The sequence below is a fragment of the Oceanobacillus sp. FSL K6-0127 genome (genome assembly GCF_037983385.1).
In the GTDB taxonomy this organism is placed as follows: Bacteria; Bacillota; Bacilli; order Bacillales; family Amphibacillaceae; genus Oceanobacillus; species Oceanobacillus profundus.
Window position 1 is genome coordinate 2,127,150 of sequence record NZ_CP150287.1, and the last position, 24,120, is coordinate 2,151,269.

28 protein-coding genes and 1 riboswitch are annotated in these 24,120 nt (G+C 38.1%); of the genes, 17 read left to right on the forward strand and 11 right to left on the reverse strand.

Going from position 1 to position 24,120, the window contains the following annotated elements; translation table 11 throughout:
- Positions 1-130 precede the first annotated feature (130 nt).
- A riboswitch (Lysine riboswitch) is annotated at positions 131-536 on the forward strand.
- A 175-nt stretch (positions 537-711) separates the two neighbouring features.
- The 3 genes from MHH64_RS10705 to MHH64_RS10715 all read left to right on the forward strand — a co-directional run bounded on the left by MHH64_RS10705 (position 712) and on the right by MHH64_RS10715 (position 4,272).
- Positions 712-2,268 (forward strand): Na+/H+ antiporter NhaC family protein, encoded by a 1,557-nt coding sequence (locus MHH64_RS10705; protein WP_303447919.1) that lies wholly within the window; start codon positions 712-714, stop codon positions 2,266-2,268.
- A 376-nt stretch (positions 2,269-2,644) separates the two neighbouring features.
- A complete protein-coding gene (locus MHH64_RS10710; RefSeq protein WP_095309281.1) occupies positions 2,645-4,168 on the forward strand; it encodes a sodium-dependent transporter in 1,524 nt (507 codons plus the stop codon).
- A complete protein-coding gene (locus tag MHH64_RS10715; protein ID WP_118888790.1) occupies positions 4,165-4,272 on the forward strand; it encodes a methionine/alanine import family NSS transporter small subunit in 108 nt (35 codons plus the stop codon). Before MHH64_RS10710 ends, MHH64_RS10715 begins: the two co-directional genes overlap by 4 nt.
- Before the next feature lie 72 nt (positions 4,273-4,344).
- Here MHH64_RS10715 and MHH64_RS10720 read toward each other — a convergent pair whose 3' ends face one another.
- Both MHH64_RS10720 and MHH64_RS10725 read right to left on the reverse strand, forming a co-directional pair.
- The gene (locus MHH64_RS10720) at positions 4,345-5,310 is read right to left on the reverse strand and encodes a M23 family metallopeptidase (RefSeq protein WP_285844997.1); all 966 of its coding nucleotides are present in this window, start codon (positions 5,308-5,310) and stop codon (positions 4,345-4,347) included.
- A gap of 36 nt (positions 5,311-5,346) precedes the next feature.
- Positions 5,347-5,907 carry a YhcN/YlaJ family sporulation lipoprotein gene (locus MHH64_RS10725; RefSeq protein ID WP_095309279.1) on the reverse strand — a complete coding sequence of 187 codons (561 nt, stop codon included), beginning with the start codon at positions 5,905-5,907 and terminating at the stop codon, positions 5,347-5,349.
- 195 nt (positions 5,908-6,102) lie between these two features.
- On the opposite strand from MHH64_RS10725, the gene MHH64_RS10730 reads away from it, so the two are divergent.
- Positions 6,103-6,378, forward strand: coding sequence for a YutD family protein (locus tag MHH64_RS10730; protein WP_095309286.1), 276 nt, complete (start codon positions 6,103-6,105; stop codon positions 6,376-6,378).
- Between the two features lie 27 nt (positions 6,379-6,405).
- On the opposite strand, the gene MHH64_RS10735 is transcribed toward MHH64_RS10730, so the two are convergent.
- Positions 6,406-6,675, reverse strand: a complete 270-nt coding sequence (locus MHH64_RS10735) for a hypothetical protein (RefSeq protein ID WP_095309277.1) — start codon at positions 6,673-6,675, stop codon at positions 6,406-6,408.
- A gap of 128 nt (positions 6,676-6,803) precedes the next feature.
- Positions 6,804-8,246, reverse strand: coding sequence for an amidase (locus MHH64_RS10740; RefSeq protein ID WP_340003210.1), 1,443 nt, complete (start codon positions 8,244-8,246; stop codon positions 6,804-6,806).
- A gap of 134 nt (positions 8,247-8,380) precedes the next feature.
- Here MHH64_RS10740 and MHH64_RS10745 point away from each other — a divergent pair, with 134 nt between their 5' ends.
- The 3 genes from MHH64_RS10745 to MHH64_RS10755 are packed head-to-tail and all read left to right on the forward strand — an operon-like array spanning position 8,381 to position 10,275.
- Positions 8,381-8,818, forward strand: coding sequence for a DUF86 domain-containing protein (locus MHH64_RS10745; protein ID WP_251660433.1), 438 nt, complete (start codon positions 8,381-8,383; stop codon positions 8,816-8,818).
- A 10-nt stretch (positions 8,819-8,828) separates the two neighbouring features.
- Complete coding sequence (locus tag MHH64_RS10750; RefSeq protein WP_095309271.1) at positions 8,829-9,464, forward strand: DeoR family transcriptional regulator; 636 nt, start codon at positions 8,829-8,831, stop codon at positions 9,462-9,464.
- Between the two features lie 40 nt (positions 9,465-9,504).
- On the forward strand, positions 9,505-10,275 hold the full coding sequence (locus MHH64_RS10755; RefSeq protein WP_340003211.1) for a TIGR01457 family HAD-type hydrolase: 771 nt from the start codon (positions 9,505-9,507) through the stop codon (positions 10,273-10,275).
- 251 nt (positions 10,276-10,526) lie between these two features.
- Here MHH64_RS10755 and MHH64_RS10760 read toward each other — a convergent pair whose 3' ends face one another.
- A complete protein-coding gene (locus MHH64_RS10760; protein WP_095309267.1) occupies positions 10,527-11,042 on the reverse strand; it encodes a phosphatidylglycerophosphatase A in 516 nt (171 codons plus the stop codon).
- An 82-nt stretch (positions 11,043-11,124) separates the two neighbouring features.
- Between MHH64_RS10760 and MHH64_RS10765 the strand changes: the two genes are divergently transcribed.
- Together MHH64_RS10765 and MHH64_RS10770 are read left to right on the forward strand one after the other, a co-directional pair.
- Entirely contained in the window at positions 11,125-12,093 is a 969-nt protein-coding gene (locus MHH64_RS10765) for a hypothetical protein (protein ID WP_240033737.1), read from the forward strand.
- A 114-nt stretch (positions 12,094-12,207) separates the two neighbouring features.
- On the forward strand, positions 12,208-13,173 hold the full coding sequence (locus MHH64_RS10770; protein ID WP_118888792.1) for a D-glycerate dehydrogenase: 966 nt from the start codon (positions 12,208-12,210) through the stop codon (positions 13,171-13,173).
- A 38-nt stretch (positions 13,174-13,211) separates the two neighbouring features.
- Here the strand turns inward: MHH64_RS10770 and MHH64_RS10775 are convergent, their stop codons facing one another.
- Complete coding sequence (locus MHH64_RS10775) at positions 13,212-13,436, reverse strand: NifU family protein (RefSeq protein ID WP_095309261.1); 225 nt, start codon at positions 13,434-13,436, stop codon at positions 13,212-13,214.
- Between the two features lie 392 nt (positions 13,437-13,828).
- On the opposite strand from MHH64_RS10775, the gene MHH64_RS10780 reads away from it, so the two are divergent.
- The 3 genes from MHH64_RS10780 (at position 13,829) to MHH64_RS10790 (ending at position 15,460) form a co-directional block, all read left to right on the forward strand.
- Positions 13,829-14,158, forward strand: a complete 330-nt coding sequence (locus MHH64_RS10780) for a YuzD family protein (RefSeq protein ID WP_095309259.1) — start codon at positions 13,829-13,831, stop codon at positions 14,156-14,158.
- Between the two features lie 15 nt (positions 14,159-14,173).
- Positions 14,174-15,040 (forward strand): diaminopimelate epimerase, encoded by an 867-nt coding sequence (dapF, locus tag MHH64_RS10785; RefSeq protein WP_095309257.1) that lies wholly within the window; start codon positions 14,174-14,176, stop codon positions 15,038-15,040.
- A 63-nt stretch (positions 15,041-15,103) separates the two neighbouring features.
- Positions 15,104-15,460: an iron-sulfur cluster assembly accessory protein gene (locus MHH64_RS10790; RefSeq protein WP_095309255.1), complete on the forward strand. Its 357-nt coding sequence runs from the start codon at positions 15,104-15,106 to the stop codon at positions 15,458-15,460.
- A gap of 1,197 nt (positions 15,461-16,657) precedes the next feature.
- Here the strand turns inward: MHH64_RS10790 and MHH64_RS10795 are convergent.
- Positions 16,658-17,644 carry an NAD(P)/FAD-dependent oxidoreductase gene (locus MHH64_RS10795; RefSeq protein ID WP_118888793.1) on the reverse strand — a complete coding sequence of 329 codons (987 nt, stop codon included), beginning with the start codon at positions 17,642-17,644 and terminating at the stop codon, positions 16,658-16,660.
- Positions 17,645-18,125: 481 nt separating this feature from the next.
- On the opposite strand from MHH64_RS10795, the gene MHH64_RS10800 reads away from it, so the two are divergent.
- From MHH64_RS10800 to MHH64_RS10810, 3 genes are all read left to right on the forward strand, one after another.
- Complete coding sequence (locus MHH64_RS10800; protein ID WP_095309251.1) at positions 18,126-19,340, forward strand: NAD(P)/FAD-dependent oxidoreductase; 1,215 nt, start codon at positions 18,126-18,128, stop codon at positions 19,338-19,340.
- Positions 19,341-19,505: 165 nt separating this feature from the next.
- Entirely contained in the window at positions 19,506-19,817 is a 312-nt protein-coding gene (locus MHH64_RS10805) for a YuiB family protein (RefSeq protein ID WP_095309249.1), read from the forward strand.
- A 161-nt stretch (positions 19,818-19,978) separates the two neighbouring features.
- Positions 19,979-20,644, forward strand: a complete 666-nt coding sequence (locus MHH64_RS10810) for a 3D domain-containing protein (RefSeq protein ID WP_118888794.1) — start codon at positions 19,979-19,981, stop codon at positions 20,642-20,644.
- Positions 20,645-20,725: 81 nt separating this feature from the next.
- Here the strand turns inward: MHH64_RS10810 and MHH64_RS10815 are convergent, their stop codons facing one another.
- From MHH64_RS10815 to deoD, 3 genes are all read right to left on the reverse strand, one after another.
- A complete protein-coding gene (locus MHH64_RS10815) occupies positions 20,726-21,202 on the reverse strand; it encodes a divergent PAP2 family protein (protein WP_095309245.1) in 477 nt (158 codons plus the stop codon).
- A 122-nt stretch (positions 21,203-21,324) separates the two neighbouring features.
- Positions 21,325-21,918 carry a biotin transporter BioY gene (locus tag MHH64_RS10820; RefSeq protein WP_303447905.1) on the reverse strand — a complete coding sequence of 198 codons (594 nt, stop codon included), beginning with the start codon at positions 21,916-21,918 and terminating at the stop codon, positions 21,325-21,327.
- 117 nt (positions 21,919-22,035) lie between these two features.
- Entirely contained in the window at positions 22,036-22,743 is a 708-nt protein-coding gene (gene deoD, locus MHH64_RS10825; RefSeq protein ID WP_095309241.1) for a purine-nucleoside phosphorylase, read from the reverse strand.
- A 212-nt stretch (positions 22,744-22,955) separates the two neighbouring features.
- Here deoD and MHH64_RS10830 point away from each other — a divergent pair, with 212 nt between their 5' ends.
- Positions 22,956-23,219, forward strand: a complete 264-nt coding sequence (locus MHH64_RS10830; RefSeq protein ID WP_095309239.1) for a phosphocarrier protein HPr — start codon at positions 22,956-22,958, stop codon at positions 23,217-23,219.
- Between the two features lie 81 nt (positions 23,220-23,300).
- Here MHH64_RS10830 and kapB read toward each other — a convergent pair whose 3' ends face one another.
- The gene (gene kapB / locus MHH64_RS10835) at positions 23,301-23,708 is read right to left on the reverse strand and encodes a sporulation phosphorelay system protein KapB (RefSeq protein WP_095309237.1); all 408 of its coding nucleotides are present in this window, start codon (positions 23,706-23,708) and stop codon (positions 23,301-23,303) included.
- 119 nt (positions 23,709-23,827) lie between these two features.
- On the opposite strand from kapB, the gene MHH64_RS10840 reads away from it, so the two are divergent.
- Complete coding sequence (locus MHH64_RS10840; RefSeq protein ID WP_095309234.1) at positions 23,828-24,022, forward strand: hypothetical protein; 195 nt, start codon at positions 23,828-23,830, stop codon at positions 24,020-24,022.
- Positions 24,023-24,120: the final 98 nt, after the last annotated feature.

Below are 24,120 nucleotides of genomic sequence, written 5' to 3' on the forward strand. Positions count from 1 at the left end.
AGCTTCCCGTACCGGAACGTATGCAATTAATACGTGAGGAACGGAAAAGCAAGCTAACGAAGAAATTCGAAGTGTCACTTTTACCGGACTTTATGAATATCCTTTAACTCAATAATAAACCTTATCAGATCGGTGAGGTAGAGGCGCAAATATTATAAGTAATCCACCGGAGAATGACAACAGTGATGGTTGGTGAAAGGGGTATTTGCCGAAGCGTAATAAGAGTCAAACTTATTATTTGCTGGTATATCTTTGAACAAGAGATGTACTGTCATGCTTAAAGTGAGAGTTCAAAAAAGAGGATAAAAAGGACCGAGAAGTTCGAGGCGGCGAAGCTCCCCGTACCGTAACGTATGCAATTAATACGTGAAGAACGGAAAAGCAAGCCAACGAGCTTCCACAGGATGTGGTGACTTCGACGTTCGACACAGGACGTGTCGGTACTTAGTCGAAGGTCTACTGATCTCGATGTGTCATTTTTACCGGACTTTTTGAACAACCGCTGAAATGGATGTGCATGGAGAACTACTGATCGAGATGGAGGATAACGTATATTGTAATTGTAAAAAACAATGATGGTTATTTTCTGTCATTGTTTTTTTGTGTGCTTTTTTAAGAAGCTAGCACGTACATATGTCGTAAACCAACATTTCATCATCAACTCGTTTATCTCGAAAACCACATCTGAGAAATAATTATGGGGGGATTACAATGGAAGGTACAATTTATTCGATTATTCCAGCATTAATCATGCTGGTGCTCGTTATTACAACGAGGAAAATTTTATTATCATTAGGATCAGGGATAATAATTGGAGCATTATTTATTCATGATTTTAATGTGTTGCAAGCAGTTAAGGAAATTTGGTATGTATTTTATGAAATTTTTGTTTCAGAGGGAGCACCTAATACAGGAAATATTCAGTTAATTGGATTTTTATTATTATTAGGTATCATGACTGCCTTTTTACAAGCATCCGGAGGAAGCAGAGCTTTTGGTGACTGGATGATGAAACGAGTGAAAACACGTAGAGGTGCACAGTTAATGACAGGCGTTTTAGGATTGATTATTTTTATTGATGACTATTTTAACAGCCTTGCAGTTGGTCAAATTGCAAGACCATTAACAGATCGTCACAAAGTGTCCAGAGCGAAGCTTGCCTATTATATTGATTCAACATCAGCCCCGATAACAGTTATTTCGCCTATCTCAAGCTGGGGAGCTTATATTATTGGAATTCTTGGTGGATTGTTTGCTGCCAATGAAATTACAGAATATCAGCCGATTGAGGCATTTATCTGGATGATTCCGATGAATTTTTATGCAATAGCAGCAGTCCTGCTTGTATTTATTGTAGCGTATTTTCAATTTAATATTGGTCCAATGCGTACACATGAAAAACGTGCGATGGAAACAGGAGAGCTTTTGAATCCAGAGCAGAATACGGTTGCAGGGGATTTAGGCGATGTGTTTAAGCCAAATCAAAACGGAAAGGTATACCATTTATTTATACCAATCTTAGTTCTTTTTGTAGCTACCGTTGTAGCAATGATAACTACGGGTATTCAAGCAACAGATGGAAATGCTACGATATTGGATGCTTTTGCGAATACAGATGTTAACAAATCATTAGCAATTGGTGGTATTTTAGCCGTATTGACTGCTTTTATTTTTCATTTAGTCCAAGGAAAGCCAAAAGCAAATTCTATGAAAATCTTTGTAGAAGGGACAAAAACGATGCTTCCGGCTATTTATATTCTCATTTTAGCTTGGATGATCGGTTCGGTAATCGGTACATTGGAAACAGGGACCTATTTAGCAAATTTAGTTAATGATTCCTCTATAGGTGTTAGCTATCTACCGTTAATATTCTTTGTTATTGCAGCGATGATGGCATTGTCTACTGGGTCTTCATGGGGTACATTTGGTATCATGCTTCCAATTGCAGCAGAAGTAATGAGCAATACAAATGTTGAGTTATTACTGCCGGCATTAGCAGCTGTACTTGCAGGAGCTGTATTTGGTGATCATTGCTCACCTATTTCCGATACGACGATTCTCTCCTCAACAGGAGCAGGGGCTAACCATATTGATCACGTATTAACGCAGCTGCCATATGCAATACTTGCAGCAGTTGTAGCAATACTAGGGTTTTTACTGCTTGGATTGACAGGGCAAATTATGCTTTCCTTGGCAGTTACACTTGTATTCCTTTTTGGGATTGTATTTGTATATCGTACTGTTTTAAAAAGTAAAACAGCGAAATAAATATAGGCTGAAAAATTTCTAAGATGTGTGATGACAGTAATGTCATCACACATCTTTTTTTGTTGCACCAGGAAACTATAAAATTTGAATGCTGTGGATAACTTAGTTACCTAAACGGCTACGTCCAGCTCCAGCGCCCAGCGACTAGCGAGACTTCCCTCACCTCCGTACGATAAGTCAACATCGACTCCCTGCGGTCGTCGTGTTTCCTTTATCTCCTGCGGCTCAGTCCAGTCCGTACGTCGCTAACCGGGCGCTTGCGCTTTTGTTCTTCGTAAGGAAACTATGTAATAAATATATCAGAAAAGAGTAATTATTGTAAACCTTCATAATATAAATAATACAGAGCTTGTATAAAAAAAGGGGAGGTTTGGTCATGGAAAATCGTTCTCAGTGGGGGACAAGGGCAGGTTTTATTTTGGCGGCAGCCGGATCGGCTATCGGCCTTGGGAACATTTGGCGTTTTCCTGCAGTTGCCTATGAAAATGGCGGCGGAGCATTTCTGATTCCTTATCTGTTTGCACTGCTCACCGCCGGAATTCCGATTTTGATATTGGAATTTACAATGGGACATAAGTATCGAGGTTCTGCACCATTAACGTTTAAACGAATGCATAAAAAAACAGAATGGGTTGGCTGGTGGGGAGTTGCAGTAGCATTTATTATTTCAACCTATTATTCGGTAATCGTTGCCTGGGCCATATCGTATTCTGTTTTTTCTTTTAATTTAGGGTGGGGAGAGGATACACAAGGATTTTTATATGGCGATTATCTAAATTTAGCAGAAGTCCCAGGACAGATAGGGAATCTGGTTCCTGGTGTATTAATTCCTTTAATCATTGTTTGGGCACTGGTATTAGGAATTCTATTTAAAGGTGTGAAGAAAGGGATTGAAATTGCAAATCGTATTTTTATTCCAGCATTAGTCATTATATTCCTCATCATTGTTATTCGAGCACTAACCCTTCCAGGAGCTATGCAAGGATTGGATGCGTTTTTTGCACCTGATTTCGGCCAAATTTTTTCACCGGATGTATGGATTGCGGCATATGGACAAATTTTCTTTAGTTTATCCATTGCTTTTGCAATTATGATTACGTACGCCAGTTATTTGCCAAAGAAATCAGACATTACAAATAACGCTTTTATCGTAGGATTTGCGAATTCTGGTTTTGAATTGTTAGCGGGTATTGGTGTGTTTGGTATTTTAGGATTTATGGCTTTACAGTCAGGTTTGCCGATTAATGAAGTTGTAAGTGGTGGAGTTGGCTTAGCATTCGTAGCATTTCCAGCAATCATTAATGAATTCACAGCCTTTAACGAACTTTTTGGGGTATTATTCTTTGTTTCGTTAATGTTAGCTGGATTAACCTCATTAATCTCAATTACAGAAACGTATGTATCTGGTTTGTCGGATAAATTCCAAATCTCAAGGAAAAAAGCAGTCCTAATAGGCGGTGGTTTAGCCGCTGTTATCTCGTTGCTGTTTGCGACACAAGGCGGACTGTTCTTCCTGGATGTAGTTGATTATTTTATTAATCAATTCGGTGTAGCGATGCTTGGGTTTGTTGAGGTTGTCTTAATTGCTTGGATTCTCCGTAAGGTTAAAATGTATAAAGATCATGCAGACGGGATTTCGGATATCCGACTTGGTTCATGGTGGACAATTAGTTTAGGGGTAATAACGCCTATCGTCATGGGATACATGATGTATGGTTTATTTAAGCAGAACCTCCTAAAGGAATTTGCAACGGACACAGGTAACTATGAAGGGTACTCCAATACATTTATCTTATATGGTGGTTGGTCGATCGCGATAGCAGCACTTGTAATTGGTATTTTGATGTCGTTAATCAAATGGAAAAAGGATATAGACGAGAAAAAGGAGGCTAACGAATGAGTGGTGCATCTATTTTTGTAATGGTGATTGGGATGATAATAATTTGGGGCGGTCTGATTGCGAGTGTATGGAACGCAATGAGAAAATCAAAGCAAACAGATTAAAGTGTTACAAAGGAGTAGTTATTACCGGAATGGTAACTACTCCTTTGCTTATACGTCGGATTTATGGTCCAACTATTGTTTATCTCTAGCCATGCGCTCCCATTTTCGCAAGTAAGGGTAGGGGTCAAAGGACCATTCACTATACCCATTATCCTTATACATCCCGTAGTGTAAATGGGGCGGGAATTTTCCAGATGTTCCTGGTGGACCATAGCCGGTTGATCCAACACTGCCGAGCACATCTCCAGGCTGTACAACTTGTCCAAGTTTTATATTATCATCATAACCACTCATATGCGCGTAATAATGATAAATATTAAAAATGTCACGTATTCCAATGCGCCAGCCACCGTATAGGTTCCAGCCCATCATTTCAATTACGCCATATGTGGTTGACTGAACAGGGACACCATAGTTTGCGAAAATATCTGTACCCTCGTGAATACGCAGCCCACCAAAGCCTCTTCGGTCTCCCCAAGTATTGCGATAACTGTAATTATGCTGAATCGATACAGGGAAGTCTCTATCTGTTAAATTGATATCTTGGAACGTTGCAAATACCTTTGCCGTATTCATGATAGTTTGAACGGTTAAATCACGCTGATAATGATTCCACAGTGCAATTTTAATATCATCCTCTGTAGGACCATATTCTAGAATTAGCATTGCCATCGTATAAAGAACATCTTCTTCATTGGCTGGATCTGCCTTTCCATCACCATTTCCATCTTTTCCTTCTCCATCGAAAGTGTCGATAATAGTTTCGTCCGTTATTTGTGAGCTATTCCCTGGGCCAAACCATAATTCAGAAGCGAATCCTATTGAGATTACTTGCTCAGGTTCATCACTGCTTTTTATGTTACGTTCATAATTATCAATAGCAGCAAAATAGTACCAAGGAATTTGTGTTAGTGCTTCAGTCTTTTTAAAAAGTGCCATTCGCTTATCATAAACGGATTCCTCATTCTCGGCATTGACTGCATTAGCGTTCAAGAAAAAGAAGGTAATAATAATGGAGAAGATAAGCCTGTTCGTCAATGTATTCACCTCCTATAATTAGTTTATTGATAATGATTATTCCACTGTTTCCCTATTAGGTGTTTTTTCCATTTCTTTTATAATGGCTTTTATTGTGTTATCATAATTCCGGTTTTCCGATGTGGATTGATGCAGACTTTGGATATCCTGCATGAGTGTTTCATTATCAGAAACATGGATATTAAAAAAACCTGGTAAAATAGATGCAGCGGTTTTCTTGCATAAATCGGATGCTTCCTCGGCAGAAAGTTCTTCATTTCTTTGGTAAGCAATTAAAACTTCCTTGTCCGTAACAAGTGTTGCAACTTCCTCAAAACCATTATTTCTAAGAATGATTTTCGTAATCATATCAGCCATTTCATTACGATCGATTGTGAGCTGCTGTTCACCGTTTTCCAGTTCATTATCCAGTTGATCCTTTGTGTAACGTACGTATCCCAGCTTTGAGCTAAGCTCATCATCCGTGGGTTCTGGCGCATTTCTTGTAGGATCCAATTCATCAAGTATTTGTTCACGATCACCTTCTGAGTTGTCAAATGTTGTACAACCTACAAGCATCGTAGTTATCGTAAGCATTATAATAAGGATTGCTTTCATGTTCTTCCTCCTACATATAAAAGGTTGTTCAACAGTCCGGTGTCATCCCCCTCTTGAACACGCAATTATAATTTGATTAGTCCTAGTTTCTTTAAAAAGGCGAAAATAATGCATGTAAATATTTCTGGTTTCTATATCCGAACGTATGGTAAACTAGAAGCAACTTATGTGTGCATGAAAAGTGGGGTGAATCGTTTGATTGAACTGAATGGTAAAAGCTATGAAATTGTGGAAAATATAAAAGATGGATTTCAAGAGGAAGCAATTAAAAATCGCTATTCCGAAATATTGGCTAAGTATGATTATATTGTAGGAGACTGGGGCTATGAGCAGCTTCGATTAAAAGGATTTTATAAGGAGAGAAATGCAAAAGCATCAATCGATTCGAAAATAAACGCATTAGATGATTATTTATTTGAATACTGTAATTTTGGATGCGCCTATTTTGTGTTGAAGAAAGTACATAAGTAAAAGGTAGCAGTTCAAACATTTGAGCTGCTACCTTTCGTCGCTTTCTGACTCGTCATGTGTCGGATGTGATCCATCTGCTTGTCGTGGGATGCCTGCATGCTGGTTTTTATCTGGAAATGTAAAGGCGCTTGTGCGATATTGTCCCTCGCCCCAAGGTTCAGATTTACTTGATACTTTTTCATTATCGTTGATTGCAGAACCAAATGGTCCTTCTGGAAATTCTTCAGGTATTAACTGATTACGTTGTTTGTCTACATTTGAGAAATCCGAAAAATGCTTATTCTTTTTCTCTGACATAATCGTACACCTCTTTCCAAAATAGATGTGATTTTGTGGATAGGAATAGTATTTGCTAAACGTTAAATCATATTCGATAAAAAACAGCTTATAAACAGTAAAAAAGTATAAAAAACAGTCATTCCATTTTATAAGAATGACTGTGCCACTTCATTATTGCAAAGCATATAACCTCTAAATTTCTTTTCAATTAATCTGCCTAGGCGGAATATAGCATCCTCATTACCAATGGCACTCATGATTTGAATACTAATTGGCATATTGTTTTCATCTGTTCCAACAGGAATTGTTAATGCAGGCAGTCCCCATACATTTGCATAGGCTACATAGGGCATATGCTGTAAGAATGTTTTTCGAATCGAGAATATTTCCTTAAACACTTGACCGTGGGGAAGAGCCCCAGAATGATAAACAGGAAAAATAAGAAGGCGATTCTTTAAATACGCTTTTAATAATTCGTCACCTTGTTCGATAATTGTTTCTACTTCACGAATGCGCTTTCTAGATGGGCGAAACATTTTTGCGCCCATAATCGCCCAGGAAAGATATGGATGCACCTTCGTTCGTTGTGTTAATTTTTCTTTAAAGAAAGAGGTATATACATTCGATCTGTCATTGTTATATGCTTCTTGTTCAATCAATTTACTTCCTTCCATCGATAAAATTTCCTGCCAAATTAGAGCGCTGTCTCTGAAGTAAGGAGGGCTGGATTGTTTCGTGGAGAACGTCTTCTCAAGAAAAAGCTCCGTTTGGTTAAGTATATGTTTTGTTTTCTCAGATAACGGATAATCAATTGTACTAGGTAAGATCTCCATTCGGAATCGATTTAAAGGTTTTAGTTCTAACGAAACACCGGAAAGAACCTTATAAAGCAGTCGCATATCTTGAACAGATTTTCCCATTGGTCCAATAGTTAGCATACGGGCTTGTAAATCATGCATAACAGCTGGGAAATGGCCATCATTAGAGATAGTGAACATCCCCGGCTTGAAACCGATGATGCCATTAAAATGTGCGGGAAAACGAATTGACCCACCAATGTCCGATCCAATGCCTGCAGCAGCTCCACCTACAGCAAGAAGGGCACCTTCGCCTCCTGAAGATCCCCCGGCAGTTCTATTTAAATCCCACGGGTTATTTGTTCTGCCATATAATTTATTATCTGTTTCCTGACAGAAGCAAAGTGCAGGGGTGTTAGTTTTTCCTAAAATTATGGCACCAGATTTTTTTAAACGTCCAACAACCTCGGCATCTTCCCTGGAAATTAAATCCTGCCGGTGCTCTAAGCCACCGGTCGTTTTCATTTCTGCGACATGTAGTGACTCTTTTACTGAAATTGGGACCCCATGAAGCGGCCCTATTACTTCCCCTCTAGCTAGCATTTGATCTAATTCATTTGCTTCATATAAAGCAGCTTCAAATCGGTCCTCAACCATCGCATTGATGTTTGGGTTCGTCTTTAAGATATGAGCAATATACGTTGAAACAACTTCTTTACTCGTAATTTGCTTATTTTGAATTGCACCGGCTATTGATGTTGCATCCATCGCAACAAGTTGACTTTCTTTCATTGTGCGTCCCTCATTATAAAATTGTAATTATTCATTTATACAAACCTTCATAGCTTAAATATACCATGTTTTGATTCATAAACATATGGAATATGATATGATAAAATTATAGACAGATATCGGGGGGAATATGTATGTATTTCGTGGATCGTAGCAAAATTGAAAATACGCTTTTATATTTAGACCAAATCTTAGAACAGTTAAAAAATCATCAAGCTACTAGCTTCACAGATAAATTAAGTTTGGAACGTATGGTTCATGTAAGTATTGAAGCAATGCTGGATGTCGGGAACATGATGATTGATGGATTTATTATGAGGGATCCGGGAAGCTATGATGATATCATTGATATTTTAGTCGATGAAAAGGTTCTGCCACAGGATGAGGAAGGAGCATATAAAACGTTCGTATCGCTTCGTAAAATGCTTGTTTCGGAATATACAAAAGTAAACCATAATGCTTTGTTAGAGGCAATACACGGATATCATCCAGTTTGGAGCCAGTTTAGCAGCAGAATTAGGACGTATTTGAATAATGAGCTAGGAGTAGCAAACGCATTTTCTAACGAATGAAGGTGGGATTATGAGTAAGCGCACGCCAACAAAACAGCGACTATTAACTATTTTAAAAAAGGCCAATGACCTTACAATTACTGAAATCATGGAGCATTTTACTATTTCTGAAATCGCTGTCAGAAAACAACTTCATGAGCTTGTCCAGCAAGGTTTTGTTAAGCAGCAGTCCCATAAGCAAAAGCTCGGTAGACCATATCTTACGTATGATCTTACACAAAAGGGTCATGAAACATTTCCGAATCAGTATAAATCAATTCCAGTGGAGCTCCTTGAAGATTTAGAAGAATTGCACGGACCTCAAGCTGTACGTGCGTTATTAGATAAGCATGGCGAACGGGAAAAAGCCTATATGAATAACGTAATACAGGAGGACGACCTAGATAAAAAAGTGGCGGAAATGGTTCGGGTTCAAAATGAAAGGGGATATATGGTGGAGGTTGAGAAGGTGGCTGAAGGAGATTTTGAGGTTAGAAATTACAATTGCCCGGTCGCTGCTATTGCCAGGTGCTACCACCAAATGTGTACAAACGAGCAAAAACTCTATGAGGAAATCTTTCCTGGAAGTGAAGTCAGCGCGTATTCCTTTATTACACAGGGTGATCATGTTTGTAAATGGAAAATAAAAAATCCGAATGGAAGGTGACTAGATCATCTTCTTTTTATTTCGAGAAGAGGTTTAATATATGAGAGATTATAAAGGTTATCTAATTGACTTAGACGGGACAATGTATCGTGGAACAGAAGCGATTGCAGGAGCAGCAGAATTTATTAATGAGCTCCACTTAAAGGAGATCCCTTATTTATTTGTCACGAATAATTCTTCTAAAACTCCAGAGGATGTAGCGAACAAATTAAATGCGATGGAGATTAAAGCTGCAGCCAATCAAATTGTAACATCTGCTACTGCAACAGCCAATTACATAAAATCCATCAAGGAAAAAGCCAGCTGTTTTGTTATTGGTGAAAAAGGATTGCTAGAAGCATTGGAAGCAAGTGGAATGATTATTACGGATACGGAGTGCGATTTTGTTGTAATGGGAATTGATCGCCAAATAACGTACGAAAAATATACAAAAGCTTGTCTTGCTATCCGAAATGGAGCAAAGCTGATAGCTACGAACGGTGATGTCGCTATACCTACAGAACGTGGTCTTCTTCCGGGTAACGGTGCTCTCGTTTCAGTTGTTTCGGTTAGCACTGGAGAAAATCCGCTATTTATTGGAAAGCCTGAATCAATAATTATGGAAGAGGCGCTTAAGCTATTGGGATTAACGAGAGAAGAAACATTGATGGTTGGTGATAATTATCAGACTGATATCTCAGCTGGTATCCGTGCAGGAATTGACACATTAATGGTTTTTACTGGCGTGACTCCATTTGAAGACTTAGTTAGCTTGGAGATTCCGCCAACATATTATGTCCACCAATTAACAGAATGGTTTGATAAAATTTAGGAAAGAGGCTGAGACAAAAGGTTTTTTCTGAAATAAAAACCGAACATGATTGATGCAAATAACTCACTCCGGAAATATACTTCGCGCATCCAGAGGCGGCTGGTGAACCCCTTGTGCTATCGCACTACGGTGTCTCACCTATGCCTTACCTCCCACTGGAGTCTACGTATATTTCCTAAGCTAAGCTTATGCATCGTTCGTCTTTAACATTAAACACTTTTGTAATGTCCCAGCTTCCTTTTCTTTATGCATTATGCATCAACATCATCTAGCGCATCTGCGTCACTATGTGCTAATCTGCTTGAGGCAGCTGCAGCGATTGCTCCAACAATATCATCGAGGAAAGTATGAATTTCACCGCTGGATTTATCGTTTAACTTTTTCAGAATTCCGGGCTTCTGTTTATCGATATAACCGAAGTTGGTCATACCAATTGATCCATATACATTAACAATGGAAAGTGCGATTACCTCATCAATTCCATAAAGCCCTTCATCCGTCTCAATGGTTTTTTGCAATGGCTGACTTAGTTTCTTTTGTTCTGCAAGCATATCAAGCTCAATACCTGTTAAAATTGCATTTTGTACCTCTCGTTTTGTTAATACACGCTCAACATTGTGCAGGCAATCATCCATAGACAAATCGTTATGATATTTTGATTGTAAATAATAAACAAGCTCAGCGATATCCTCTACTTTAACCCCGCGGTCTTTTAACGCTTTTCTTGCATTCACTTCAAGTTCGCTTTTTTTCGTATACTTCGCCATTTTAAATCACCTTTTCATTATTATAGTTAAAATATCTTTGGTACATTCATACACTTTAATAAAAGAAGAAAAAGGGGAGATCATGTTGCCACTAACAGGAATGCTTGCTATTTATTACCGTATCCATCCAGAGCGGAAAATATTATTTGGAAATAAAGAAGGATACAAGCAAGGTGATAGTATTTATTTTACCATTTCAGGAAGAAACAAGGAAACAATTCTTACTGAGCAAGCGGCAGTAACTTATTTTTTAAAGGAACAACCAGTGGAAATAATGACACTTCCAATCCCGAATTTACAAGGAGAATGGTTTACATCCTATGGTGAAAACATATGGATGGTTATCCAAATGCAGCAAGTAGATAATCGAGAATATTCCGCAAAGCCTGCGGGAATTCGACTTGCTGAGTTTCATCAGATTGGAACAGCATTTGGTTATGAACCGAAATCAATATCGAGCTATGGGAAGTGGAAAGCATTATGGATAGATAAATTAACAGCTTTTGAGACTGGAATTGAGCGCGAAGCAAAGGAAAAGCAGTCTGAATATAATCGAGCGCTGATGAATTTTTTGCCATATATAATTGGAATAAGTGAAAATGCAATTCAGTTTCTGCAAGAAAGTGAGCGGGAACGGCGAATACTTGAAACGGATCAAGGAACCATTACGTTTAATCGCTATGAATCATTGGATTTTCCAGTTATTTGGACAGATCAGCTTGTATATGATCATCCAGCAAGAGATATTGCTGAATATATACGTAGTGTCATTCTAAATAATGATAAAGTCGAAAAGACAATTGCATTTTTAAATGACTATCAACAAGTAGCACCAATTTCAGTTTTTGGTTGGCGTCTAGTATATGCGCGTTTGCTTTTTCCAATTCACTTGTTTGATTTTATTGAGCGAGGCTTTACCACACCAGATATAAAAGGCTTAGAAAAAATAATCGAACAGCAATCTGTGTTTGAAAGTTTTTTGAGTGAATTTTTTGAAATAACAGGCGTGGATGCTGAAACGTGGGGGATACCTATGGTACACTGGTTGTAATTGCTTATTAGAAAATGACTTAATCGGTCACTAGAGCGATTCATATACGGAACGCTTAAAAGTTGGATTGTAAGTCGTTGCGCAAGTACAATAGTTGGTAAAGAGAGGGACAGTATGGGAAAAGCTACAATTTATATTACTAGAAAAATTCCAGAAACATTATTAAAACCGTACCAGGAAAGCTTTTCATTCCGCATGTGGGAGAAGGAGGATGAACGTGTACCTCGTGATGTGCTGCTTGAAGAGGCGAGGCATGCAGACGGCTTGTTGACTGTACTTAGTGATAACGTGGACGAAGAGCTTTTAGCACAAGCGCCAAATCTAAAAGTCGTTGCAAATTTAGCAGTCGGTTTTGACAATATTGATGTAGATGCAGCGAGTAAACATCAAGTCATTGTTACAAACACACCGGATGTGTTATCCGAAACAACGGCAGATTTGGGATTTGGACTCTTAATGGCCACAGCAAGAAGAATTGTTGAGGCAAGTGCATTTATTGAACAAGATAAATGGAATGAATGGGCTCCATTTCTCCTTGCAGGAGCTGATATTCATCACAAAACAATCGGAATTCTTGGAATGGGGAGAATTGGTGAAGCGATTGCGAAACGTGCTACTGGATTTAATATGAACGTTCGCTATCATAATCGAAATCGAAAACCAGCAGTTGAAGAGGAACTCGGTGTTATTTATTCAGGGTTTGATGAGCTATTGAGTGAATCAGACTTTATCGTTTCCGTTGTCCCACTAACAGAGGAAACGGCGAATACTTTCAATCAAGAAGCTTTTGCAAAGATGAAAACAAGCGCGATTTTCATTAATATTTCCCGAGGTGGAGTTGTTGATGAGGATGCATTACTAGAGGCGTTGGATAAAGGTGAAATTCGAGCGGCGGGCCTTGATGTTTTTCGTGAAGAACCAATTCGATCTGACCATCCGTTCGTTGGAAGAGATGATGTCGTCTGCCTGCCACATATTGGATCTGCAAGTGTGGAGACACGCACGACGATGATTCAGCTTTGCTTGGACAACATCAGCGCAGTTCTGCGTGGGAGTAAGCCGATAACTCCAATCAAATAAAAAAAGGCAGACATCAGTCTGCCTTAAAGGATATATTATTAGAATACTTGTTCAAGCTCTTTAACGCCAGGAACTTCTGCGATTAACGCACGTTCAATTCCTGCTTTTAATGTAATTGTAGAACTTGGGCAGTTACCACACGCTCCCATAAGACGAACGAGCACTACACCGTCTTCATCTACATCAACTAATTCAACATCTCCACCGTCACGTAGTAAGAATGGACGTAATTTATTTAATACTTCTTGTACTTGTTCATGCATATCCATCTAACCCCTTTCCATACTCTTATTATAGAATGACTACCTATAAAAATCTATCTAAAAATTTATTAAGTTAGATCCAGTTATTTATATTTTATCTTTTTACGAGGTTTTTGTAAAATAAAAGAAACTAAGATAAACTATAAGTAAGTGTTCAAAAGGAAGATGAAAAGGACCGAGAAGTTCGAGGCGGCGAAGTTTTGAGTACCGGAACGTATGCAATTATTATGTGAGGAACGGAAAAGCTAGCCAACGAGCTTCACAGGATGTGGTGACTTCGACGTTCGACACAGGACGTGTGGGTACTTAGTCGAAGTTCTCCTGATCTCGATTTGCGTCATTTTTACCGGACTTTTTGAACAACCTCTATAATATAGAAGGGGTGGGGGAGTATGAATGCAAAAAAAGTGACCATAACGGTTTATGGAGCAGAGCAGATATGTGCAAGCTGTGTGGGAGCTCCTGGCTCAAAGGATACGTACGAATGGCTTCAAGCAGCGATTGCTAGAAAATATGTTGCTGACCCAATTACATATGAATACATTGATATTAATCAGCCACAGGATGTGGATAAACATAAGACATTCGTAGAGCAAATTTTTTCAGAAGATTTATTTTATCCGATTGTATTTGTAAATGATGATATGGTTGCAGAGGGAATTCCGCGCCTGAAAACAATTTATCAATCTTTAGATAAGTACGGTGTACAACTACAGTCATAGAAAGTAGGAGTATTAATGGAAATACCTTTTATCAAAATGCATGGGCTTGGAAATAATTATATTTATATCGATTTATTCCAATTTAACATAGAAGAAAATCTCTTTTCCGATCTTGCTCAAAAGCTAGCAAATGTCAATACTGGCATTGGTTCAGATGGCATGATATTAATTCATCCCAGCGAAAAGGCTGATGTTGGGATGCGGATTTTTAATAAGGATGGTTCGGAAGGGAAAAGCTGTGGAAACGGGCTCCGTTGTACAGCGAAATATGCATATGAACATGGAATTGTGTCAAATGAAAAATTCACAATCGAAACGCGAGCAAATATTGTGACAGCTGAAGTGACTGAAAATGACGCAGAACAGGTAGAACTAATAACAATTAATATGGGGCAACCACAATTGAAGCGGGTGAATATTCCTATGATGGGAAGTGATGATCCTAAAGTAGTTGCGGAGCCTTTTGACGTGAATGGTGAAAAATTAGAGGTGACAGCTGTATCGATGGGGAATCCTCATGCAGTGTTTTTTGTAGATGCAATTGATGCAGCACCATTGTATGAGCTTGGTCCTGTTATTGAGAGAGATTCGCGTTTTCCAGAGGGTGTTAATGTGGAGTTTGTTGAGGTTGTTTCTCCTCATGAACTGAATTTTCGTGTATGGGAGCGAGGCTCTGGTGTAACACAAGCATGTGGTACAGGAGCGTGTGCAGCTGTGGTTGCTTCAACTTTAAATCATTATTGTAATCAGAACGAAACAATCACCGTTCATTTAGCTGGCGGTGATCTATCGATTAAATGGGATGAGGCTGGAAACGTGTGGATGACTGGTGATGCACAGGTCATTGCTACAGGCGTATTCCAATATGCCGAGCAGAAATAGTTGAACAACTTGATTTCTCTTTGTATACTTAATATATAGTCTGAAATGAGGAGGTCCGTCAAAATGGTCATTACGTTGACAGATAATGCCAGCGCCCAAATCAAAGAGATGATGCAGGAAGAATCCGCGGGTGCACATCTGCGCTTTGGAATTAAGGGTGGAGGATGTAGCGGATTATCTTATTCACTAGGGTTTGAATATGATATAAATGAAGAATTAGACGTTGTAGAAGATATAAATGGAATTCCAGTAGTTTTTTTCAATCAGGACATTCCGATTATTGAAGGAACAACTATTGATTTTAAACAAAACATGATGGGTGGCGGGTTTGCAATTGATAACCCGAACGCTATTGTATCCTGTGGATGTGGTTCATCTTTCCGTACGAAGGATAAAGTCGGAACACCAGGAGATTGTTAAAGATTGCGGAGCGCTGACTGGTGCTCCGTTTTTTGTGGACTGGAGAGGGTACGTGGGCCTCTCTTTGCTCACGATCGAACAAGGATGAAATACAGTCCAAATAGGAGAGAATACAATCTGAATAAAGTAAAATATGATCCAATCACCAAATACGATCCAAATCCACAAACACCAAAACACAACCCACTCACGCCAATAAAGGGGCGCATAAAATACATCCCAAGCCCAACTAAGCATGCTTCTACATGTTGATTAGCCTTGATAGTGTCACAAAATAAAGCAGGTAGGTTCGGTTTTTATAGGTGCCACGATGCTTTAGTGGTAGTATGTTCAGTAATTTCGACGTTATCGACCTAGACGTCAGCAGGGCGAAATCTCTAAAGTGTTTGTTTTGTTTTTTATTTCCTGAACGATTAGAAGCAGATAATCCATCAGGGATTGGATATGTGCAAGCTTGTTTTCTGAGCCGCAGCGATTGCATTTCCAAGTTCCCCATTCTCGCTTCAACGGACGTTGGTTACATAGAATACCTTTGATTGACTGCGTATCGCGAATATGATACTTCGCTAATTCAATGGTGATTAAGGCTGTGTGATTTTTAAGCAGTAGAGAGGTTAGTTCATCAAACTGGTGATGGGAAGAATTTTTGGAGGAAAGCGGCTTTTCAAGCTGTTGATTTTTAAATGGTAGATTTGCTGATGGAACAACAAACTCAAAGATATGGGATGCATTTTTTGGTGCCTGTAATATAGAAGATGACTTGCTGGATTAATTGTTGTGCAGTATCGTCGAAGTAAAGCTCACCCGTTATATCCTTGACTTCTAAAATAAATATACGGAGGGGGAACAAGCAATAGGTCGATTTGGATATGGTAACCGTTTATCCATGGAAGCCGGAGGTGATGAAAATCGCGTAATAATCATCCGGGTAAAGTTCAAATGGAATTCTAATGAACGTTCGCCTTGATTGCCTGCATAAGCGATACTCAGATTTTGTTCGATTCTCTCCCTTTGGGGATGGGAAGCAGGCAATCTTCTCAGCAAAGCATCTTTCGTATAAATGGAAAATAGAGTCGTAAAAGCTTTTTTAAACAAGAACGCATCTCACAATCAGATATAATGCTCATTCGCTAACCCTCCCTCGAATCCCTGCCTAACACATAAAAAAGCCACCCAAATTCGGGTGACTTATATAGATTAAAACATTGCTGTTGAATGCTTTGGTTGAATACGCGCTTTTGGATCGATGTAATTTTTAGCGTTATTAATGGCTGTCGGTCCTTCTCCAAAACCAGTAACAATTAGTTTTACTTTTCCTTCATAAGTACAAATATCACCTGCAGCATAGATTCCTGGAATATTTGTTTCCATTTTCGTGTTAACTAGGATACTGTTCTTCTCAATTTCGAGCCCCCAGTTTTTGATAGGTCCTAAGCTGGAGATGAAGCCATAGTTACAAATAACATCATCTGCTTCTAATTCAACTGTTCGATCGCCTTTTACCTCTTGGAAAATAAGTTGATCGATTTTATCAGATGTAACAATTTCAGAAGGAGTAAATGGTGTTAATAATTCAACAGTTGAAGCTTTTAGCTGCTCTACACTATGTTCGTGTGCACGGAATTCATCACGCCTGTGAACGAGTGTCACTTTCTTGGCAACCTTTTCGAGCATAAGTGCCCAGTCCACTGCAGAATCGCCTCCACCTAAGAGAACGACATTTCTATCTTTAAATTGATTCATATCTTTTACATAATAATGTAAATTAATACCTTCGAAACGTTCGCTTTCACCAATATTCAGACGACGTGGCTGGAATGCGCCATTTCCTGCTGTAATGATAATTGTTTTTGTAAGGTGCACTTCACCTGTATTGGAAGTTAATCTAAATGAGTCATCCTCAAGCTTTTCAACAGTTTCAATAGCCTGGCCAAGCACAATCTCAGGATTGAACATGTTTGCCTGTTCTTCTAGTCTATCGACAAGCTCTTGAGCGCGAACCTTTGGAAATCCAGCTACATCGTATATATATTTTTCCGGATACAGGGCTGTAAGCTGCCCACCAGTATGTGGTAAGCTTTCGATTATTTTTACACTTGCTTGGCGCATGCCACCATAGAAAGCCGTAAATAATCCGGTAGGGCCCGATCCGATAATTGTGACATCATAGATTTGTTCAGACATGATAAAAAAACCCCCGATTTATTTCGATAAATATCAACATTTCTATCGTACCACAACCGGTTCGTGAAGTGTATAATTGAGAATGTTTTTATGAGTATTTAAGAAAAACAGTTAATAAATATACAATTAGGAAAATAACATATAGGGTTGAAAACATTCTTGAAAAAAGCTAATATAAATGAGGGAATATTACAGAATGATGACAAATTAGTTTTAATATAATTATAGAAAAAGAGAATCTGGATTGAACCTGGGTTTTATATAGGCAAATAATAAAGTATAGTCTTTCAGTTAAGGCGTTCAAACAGGAAGAGGCTTATACTTCAATGTAGTAAGAGGGTTCTAGGAAAGCAAGAACGCCTTCTTCAGTATCCTTTTAACGAATGTCAATGTTTCAAAGAGTAAATAGTGAAATATGTCACATAGGTTTTATTGACCTATGGTGACTACGTAAATTGAAATAATGGAGTAGTGAATAAGAATGAATAAACCACACATTGTAATTTTAGGTGCAGGATATGGTGGGATGATGACAGCTTCGAAACTACAGAAAACGATGCATATGAACGAAGCTGAAATTACCCTTGTAAATAAAAATGATTACCACTATCAAGCAACTTGGCTACATGAAAATGCTGCAGGAACACTTCACCCGGACCGCACAAAGATTAAAATAAAAGATGTTATCAATTCAAGAAAAATCAATATTGTTTTAGATGAAGTGATTAGCATTAAGCCTGAAGAAAAAACTGTGAAACTATCGAATACAGAATTGAAATATGATGTACTCGTTATTGGCTTAGGATTTGAATCAGCTACATTTGGTATTCCTGGACTTGAAGAACATGCATTAATGATTAATAACATTAATAGTGCTCGTTTAGTTAGAGAGCATTTGGATTTTAACTTTGCGAATTACCATAATGAAGCCGAAAAAAACGATGCACGCCTGAATATTGTTGTTGGTGGCGGCGGATTCACAGGAATAGAGTTTGCCGGTGAATTAATCAATCGAATTCCAGAACTATGTGCAGAATATGACATTGAAAAAACTCAAGTCAGAGTTATTGTTGTAGAAGGAGCACCAACAATTCTACCAGGGTTTGATGAAGAGCTTGTAGAATATGCAGTAAATTCCTTATCCGCTCGTGGTGTTGAATTTATTAATGGTGCAATGCTGAAGGAATGTAAGGAAGATAGTATTGTATATGAAAAAGATGGAAAGATTACCGAGATTCCGACAATGACAACGGTCTGGGCAGCGGGGGTGAAGGCAAATTCAATTGTTGAGCAGTCTGGATTTGCAACAAATCGTGGCAAAGTAGAAGTTCGGAAAGATATGCGTACTCCAGATTATGATGATGTGTTTGTCATTGGTGATTGTGCGTTAATTATGAATGAGCAAACAGGGAGACCATTCCCCCCAACAGCTCAAATTGCCATTCAGCAATCGGGCACAGTTGCGCATAATGTAAGAGCGGCAGTACGTGGAGAACAGCTACAATCTTTTGAGCCAAATCTATTAGGTACGATTGCTTCACTTGGTCATGATGATGCAATTGCTGAAGTTCTAGGACGCAAATTATTTGGTTGGAAAGCAACGGTTATGAAAAAAATGAGTGATAATCGTTACCTTCTTAAATTAGGCGGTATTGGTCTTTTAATGAAAAAAGGAAAATTTAACATTTTTTACTAGAATTAAATAAGGTAAGCTATAACAAAAAAAGCAAAGGAAGCGCAGAACCTTTGCTTTTTTTGTTGCGTCTAGCTCCAGTGTCCCCGGATGCTTGCGCTTTTGTTCTGTTTTAGTATAAAATGACAGTTGTATGCTAACATCGATTACATGAGGGGAGTTACTGGATTGATACAATTAATCGTTTCCATTATTTTATATTTTGTCATTTTTTTCGGAATCGCATTCATATTAAACATGCTATTAAGAAGGACATGGCTAATGGCATTCCTTTATCCGTTTGTTGTAATTATGATTATTGATAAACTATCAACAATGGAATATTTTACAAATACAAGTGCTGCATTTTCACAATTAGGACAAGAATTGTTGAGCTTAAAGATCGCTGATATCTTTATCCTTTCTTCCGGACTTGCTGGAGCAATTGTCTCAGGGATTGTTATAAAAATCCTGCGTAAAAGCGGCTATCAAATGTTTTAACAATCCACTAAGCAACTGTTTATAAAATGAATTTAATCCCATGTACATAGTTAAAATGAAGAAATCTTTTCAAAAGTTTGTGACATGCTAAGTAGTTTTCTAATAGGTTGATGAATAAAATTTTACTAGATTGGAAATGATGACATCCAAGAGGTGTTATTATGAAAATCAAAAATTTTATTTTGCATGTTGGAATGTTGACATTAATTATGATTTTGCTTGTTCAGGCTGTGACAATCATTTCAAATGCTGGGGAAGAACATCCGAAGTCGGGTAATGTGATGACGGCAAAGGCAGCAGAGCTCAGACAAACAACATTAAAACATAAGGGATTAAACGTTTCAAAAACGAAACAACGTTATATTTCAAGCGATGAAATTGCATCGCAGCAAACGATTGAGGAAGCAATTGACTTTGACCAATATCCTGTTGCAACAGTAGTAGCAACTGGTTATACGGCCGGAATCGAATCAACCGGGAAAACGGAAGAGCATCCAGAATATGGAATTACGTTTTCAGGAGTAAAAGTAAAGCGAGACTTGTATTCTACCATTGCTGCTGACTTGACGATTTATCCAATAGGAACAATTCTTTATATTCCGGATTACGGATATGGTGTTGTTGCTGACAAAGGTAGTGCAATAAAAGGAAATAAAATTGACTTATTTTACCACACGGTGGATGATGTATTCGCACAGTGGGGGAAAAAGGAATTAGAAGTCTATATTGTTGAAATGGGTAATGGTGAGTTGACAGAAGAACAACTCATTAAATTAAATGAAGATGAAGCCATGCAAGTATTCAGGCAACAATTTAACGAAGATTAATGAACTACAAAAAAACTCCCGAAATCTAACGAGCGGGAGTTTTTTATTGTTAACACAAAAAGCATCCTCTATTAATATGTGTCATTGAAAGAACGGATAGAGTAAGAAAGCAATACCGATTCCAGTTAACCCGCCAAAAAAAACTTCAATCGGCTGGTGTCCTAACAGTTCCTTCAATTCTCTGCGCTTTTCATATTCTTCTTTTTTATTCCAATCCTTCGCACTTTCTGTAAAGTATTGAAAGTCTTTAATTAATCGATTGAGCAAAGCTGCATGCTCCCCAGCCTGTCTGCGTACACCGGAAGCATCAAACATCGTAATCACGCTAAATATACATGCAAGCGCAAATACACTGGATGTGACACCTTCAATGATACCGATAGCAGTTGTCAGTGCAGTGACAGCAGCGGAATGACTGCTTGGCATTCCCCCAGTACTAAATGCAAGGCCTGGTTGGAACTCTCTTGTGAAAATCAATTTAATTGGAATTTTAATTACTTGAGCAAAAACAATTGCTGCTAAAGCTGCCCATAAAGGGAAATTTAAAAATAACTCCATAAGCTATAAAACATCCTTCCTACTGCAATTTACTGATCAAACCTGCATATTCGCTGGTGCCATATTGCTGTTATTTTACCATAGAGAATTGACTAGGTAAACGGATGTCTATAGCATAGACATTATTGTATATTTACATTCCTTAAGGTGGAAGGAATCCGTTTGGCAAGACTAAGCATGAAAAGAGCTGCAACAATTGATAATATCGCATCTTTAATCATAAATGGAATCATCCCTGCCCACGCAACGGGATAGGAGATCGATAAATCAAGCCATGTATTCATTGCCAAATACATATAGGTAGTTCCAACACCGTAATTAATCGCTAAACCAATAATTGCAACAAAGATAAAGTATGGAATCGAACGAGCTTTTCGATTCTCTGTCATCCAGCCAACGAAAAAGGCAATTAAAATAAAGGAAAGTATAAACCCTCCAGTTGGACTAATGAATTGAAAGAATCCGCCTTTTAAACCAGCGAATATCGGTAAGCCTGCTGCTCCAAGAAAGGCATAAACTACCATTGAAATGGACCCGAGCTTTCTCCCCAGCATCATTCCAGCTAAGATAGCGAAGAATGTTTGTAAGGATACAGGAACGGTTGCTCCTCCAATCGGAATCGCCAAAAATGGAAACCAAACAGTAATATTCGCCCCGATTGCCATTAAACAAACAAACATGGCCCCAAACGTTAAGTCAATTGGACGTAATCTCATGGATATTCCCCCCTTATAAGAAAATAATAAGGGCAGCTTTATATACTGTCAACCAATAAAAGGTTTGGGTGACAATGGAAAAGACAGCCTGTGGTTAGACTGTCCTAATAAATAGCTTTATTTAATAATTGCTTCCAAGGCGATTTCCATCATGTCATTAAAGGTTGTTTGACGTTCCATTGCTGTTGTTTCTTCTCCAGTTAAGATGTGGTCAGACACCGTAAGTACAGACAGAGCCTTGCGTCCGTATTTTGCTGCAAGAGTATAAAGTGCTGTTGATTCCATTTCAATTGCTAAAACATTATACTTCGCAAGCAACTCATTTACTTCTTTTGCATTATCACGATAGAATGTATCACTGGTAAAAATGTTACCAACACGAAGGTTAAGGCCTTTTTCAATGCCGGCATCATACGTGTTTTTAAGTAGCTCAAAATCTGCTATTGGCGCATAGTCAATGCCATTAAAAATTAATCGGTTCATTTGTGAATCCGTTGTTGCGCCTTGTCCTAAAATGATATCCCGAACCTTGACATCTTTTTGAATCGCTCCACATGTTCCGACGCGAATCAGTTTTTTGACATCATAGCTTTGAATTAGCTCATTAACATAAATAGAAATGGATGGTACTCCCATTCCTGTACCTTGTACAGAAACACGTTCCCCTTTATATGTTCCGGTATAACCTAACATCCCACGTACTTCGTTGTAAACTTTAGCGTCTTCTAAGTAAGTTTCTGCAATATATTTTGCGCGAAGCGGGTCTCCTGGTAACAGAATTTTATCGGCAATTTCACCCTGTTTTGCACCTATGTGAACACTCATTTAATTTCCTCCTTGTATCTGAAGCATTTCGTTTCAAAATAACGTTATCATAACAGGTAATGAAAGACAAATTTCGGCAGTGTACGATTTTTTTTAGCTTATTTCTTTCATTAATTTCTGTAATTGTATATAATAGATGTAGGTTTATGTGAATCACATAACATAAATGTTTGAAAAAATAGTATAAAATAGATTTGGAAGGATGATTTATAATGAAATCACAAACATTTACAATTACTGCTGAAACTGGTGTACATGCAAGGCCTGCAACTTTATTAGTTAATAAAGCTGGCCAATATGACTCTGAGGTTGAAATTTCATATAAAGGTAAGAAAGTTAACTTAAAATCAATTATGGGTGTTATGTCACTAGGTATACCAAAAGGATCTGAAATCGAAATCAGTGCTACTGGAAATGATGAGGAAGAAGCATTAAACGGTGTTGCTGAAGTAATTAAAGAACATTTAGGTGAATAAGATGAAAACAAGGTAAGCGACTACAAACTGGACAGGTATGGTGCTTACAGTGTACAGAAAAAAGCTAGATGATATTAATCTCTAGCTTTTATTTTTTTGATTGTACAATTTTCTGTAATACGTATTCTCCAAACTATCGAGTTTTTGACGTGCCAACTTGTTAAATGGAATATCCTCTGCTGCTAGTTTTTCCATATATTCCTCTACTGCTTCTTTTAAAGATTTACCGTAGTCTGGAATTTCACCCTCATACTTTTTAACTGCTGCTTTTTTAACGTTCATTTTTTCGTGAAAGGCTAATGCTTTTCGTTCATGAAAAAACACGTCATCTAGCTTTCCGTAATTGTGTAGGTCTCCCTGTAATGGATGTTTTTGGACAGCTAGAACTTCAACCAGATAGTTCTCGCCCCTAAGCTCATTTACAACACCAAGATATGTTCCTGAACGGTAATGCGCCTTTACCAAACTTCCAGTTGTAATTTCAGACATCAAATCACCTTCCTTAGCTCTAGTTTGCCAAAAATAGGGCGAATTTGCGAATATTTAATTCTGTTAGTTGGCTAATAGTAGAAGTTTGTTATAATTGATGGAGAAGGATGTGAAGATTGATGATGCCGTTTCTCTATTTTCCAGAAGATAAGACGGAATATATTCCAGCTGTTATTGCATTGACAATTTTTATCATTTTAGCAGTCGTTGCAATGTACCTGATGGTTAAAAAATCGAGAAAAGATGAACGAAAATTTAATAAGCAATATCAGCAACAATTGGAAAATAATCGACACACGACAGATCATACTTAAGTAAAAGCAAGGCCTCCTATTCTTTAAAAATAGGAGGCTTTTTTGTTTAGATTAATACCTTGTTGCAAATACTGAGTATAAAGGAATGCAAAAGGAGA

Bases quoted from the DNA above. Each gene is read 5' to 3' on its own strand.
- MHH64_RS10705 (WP_303447919.1), top strand. From the start codon at position 712: ATGGAAGGTACAATTTATTCGATTATTCCAGCATTAATCATGCTGGTG.
- MHH64_RS10710 (WP_095309281.1), top strand. From the start codon at position 2,645: ATGGAAAATCGTTCTCAGTGGGGGACAAGGGCAGGTTTTATTTTGGCG.
- MHH64_RS10715 (WP_118888790.1), top strand. From the start codon at position 4,165: ATGAGTGGTGCATCTATTTTTGTAATGGTGATTGGGATGATAATAATT.
- MHH64_RS10725 (WP_095309279.1), bottom strand. From the start codon at position 5,907: ATGAAAGCAATCCTTATTATAATGCTTACGATAACTACGATGCTTGTA.
- MHH64_RS10735 (WP_095309277.1), bottom strand. From the start codon at position 6,675: ATGTCAGAGAAAAAGAATAAGCATTTTTCGGATTTCTCAAATGTAGAC.
- MHH64_RS10740 (WP_340003210.1), bottom strand. From the start codon at position 8,246: ATGAAAGAAAGTCAACTTGTTGCGATGGATGCAACATCAATAGCCGGT.
- MHH64_RS10745 (WP_251660433.1), top strand. From the start codon at position 8,381: ATGTATTTCGTGGATCGTAGCAAAATTGAAAATACGCTTTTATATTTA.
- MHH64_RS10750 (WP_095309271.1), top strand. From the start codon at position 8,829: ATGAGTAAGCGCACGCCAACAAAACAGCGACTATTAACTATTTTAAAA.
- MHH64_RS10755 (WP_340003211.1), top strand. From the start codon at position 9,505: ATGAGAGATTATAAAGGTTATCTAATTGACTTAGACGGGACAATGTAT.
- MHH64_RS10760 (WP_095309267.1), bottom strand. From the start codon at position 11,042: ATGGCGAAGTATACGAAAAAAAGCGAACTTGAAGTGAATGCAAGAAAA.
- MHH64_RS10765 (WP_240033737.1), top strand. From the start codon at position 11,125: ATGTTGCCACTAACAGGAATGCTTGCTATTTATTACCGTATCCATCCA.
- MHH64_RS10770 (WP_118888792.1), top strand. From the start codon at position 12,208: ATGGGAAAAGCTACAATTTATATTACTAGAAAAATTCCAGAAACATTA.
- MHH64_RS10775 (WP_095309261.1), bottom strand. From the start codon at position 13,436: ATGCATGAACAAGTACAAGAAGTATTAAATAAATTACGTCCATTCTTA.
- MHH64_RS10780 (WP_095309259.1), top strand. From the start codon at position 13,829: ATGAATGCAAAAAAAGTGACCATAACGGTTTATGGAGCAGAGCAGATA.
- dapF (WP_095309257.1), top strand. From the start codon at position 14,174: ATGGAAATACCTTTTATCAAAATGCATGGGCTTGGAAATAATTATATT.
- MHH64_RS10790 (WP_095309255.1), top strand. From the start codon at position 15,104: ATGGTCATTACGTTGACAGATAATGCCAGCGCCCAAATCAAAGAGATG.
- MHH64_RS10795 (WP_118888793.1), bottom strand. From the start codon at position 17,644: ATGTCTGAACAAATCTATGATGTCACAATTATCGGATCGGGCCCTACC.
- MHH64_RS10800 (WP_095309251.1), top strand. From the start codon at position 18,126: ATGAATAAACCACACATTGTAATTTTAGGTGCAGGATATGGTGGGATG.
- MHH64_RS10810 (WP_118888794.1), top strand. From the start codon at position 19,979: ATGAAAATCAAAAATTTTATTTTGCATGTTGGAATGTTGACATTAATT.
- MHH64_RS10815 (WP_095309245.1), bottom strand. From the start codon at position 21,202: ATGGAGTTATTTTTAAATTTCCCTTTATGGGCAGCTTTAGCAGCAATT.
- MHH64_RS10820 (WP_303447905.1), bottom strand. From the start codon at position 21,918: ATGAGATTACGTCCAATTGACTTAACGTTTGGGGCCATGTTTGTTTGT.
- deoD (WP_095309241.1), bottom strand. From the start codon at position 22,743: ATGAGTGTTCACATAGGTGCAAAACAGGGTGAAATTGCCGATAAAATT.
- MHH64_RS10830 (WP_095309239.1), top strand. From the start codon at position 22,956: ATGAAATCACAAACATTTACAATTACTGCTGAAACTGGTGTACATGCA.
- kapB (WP_095309237.1), bottom strand. From the start codon at position 23,708: ATGTCTGAAATTACAACTGGAAGTTTGGTAAAGGCGCATTACCGTTCA.
- MHH64_RS10840 (WP_095309234.1), top strand. From the start codon at position 23,828: ATGATGCCGTTTCTCTATTTTCCAGAAGATAAGACGGAATATATTCCA.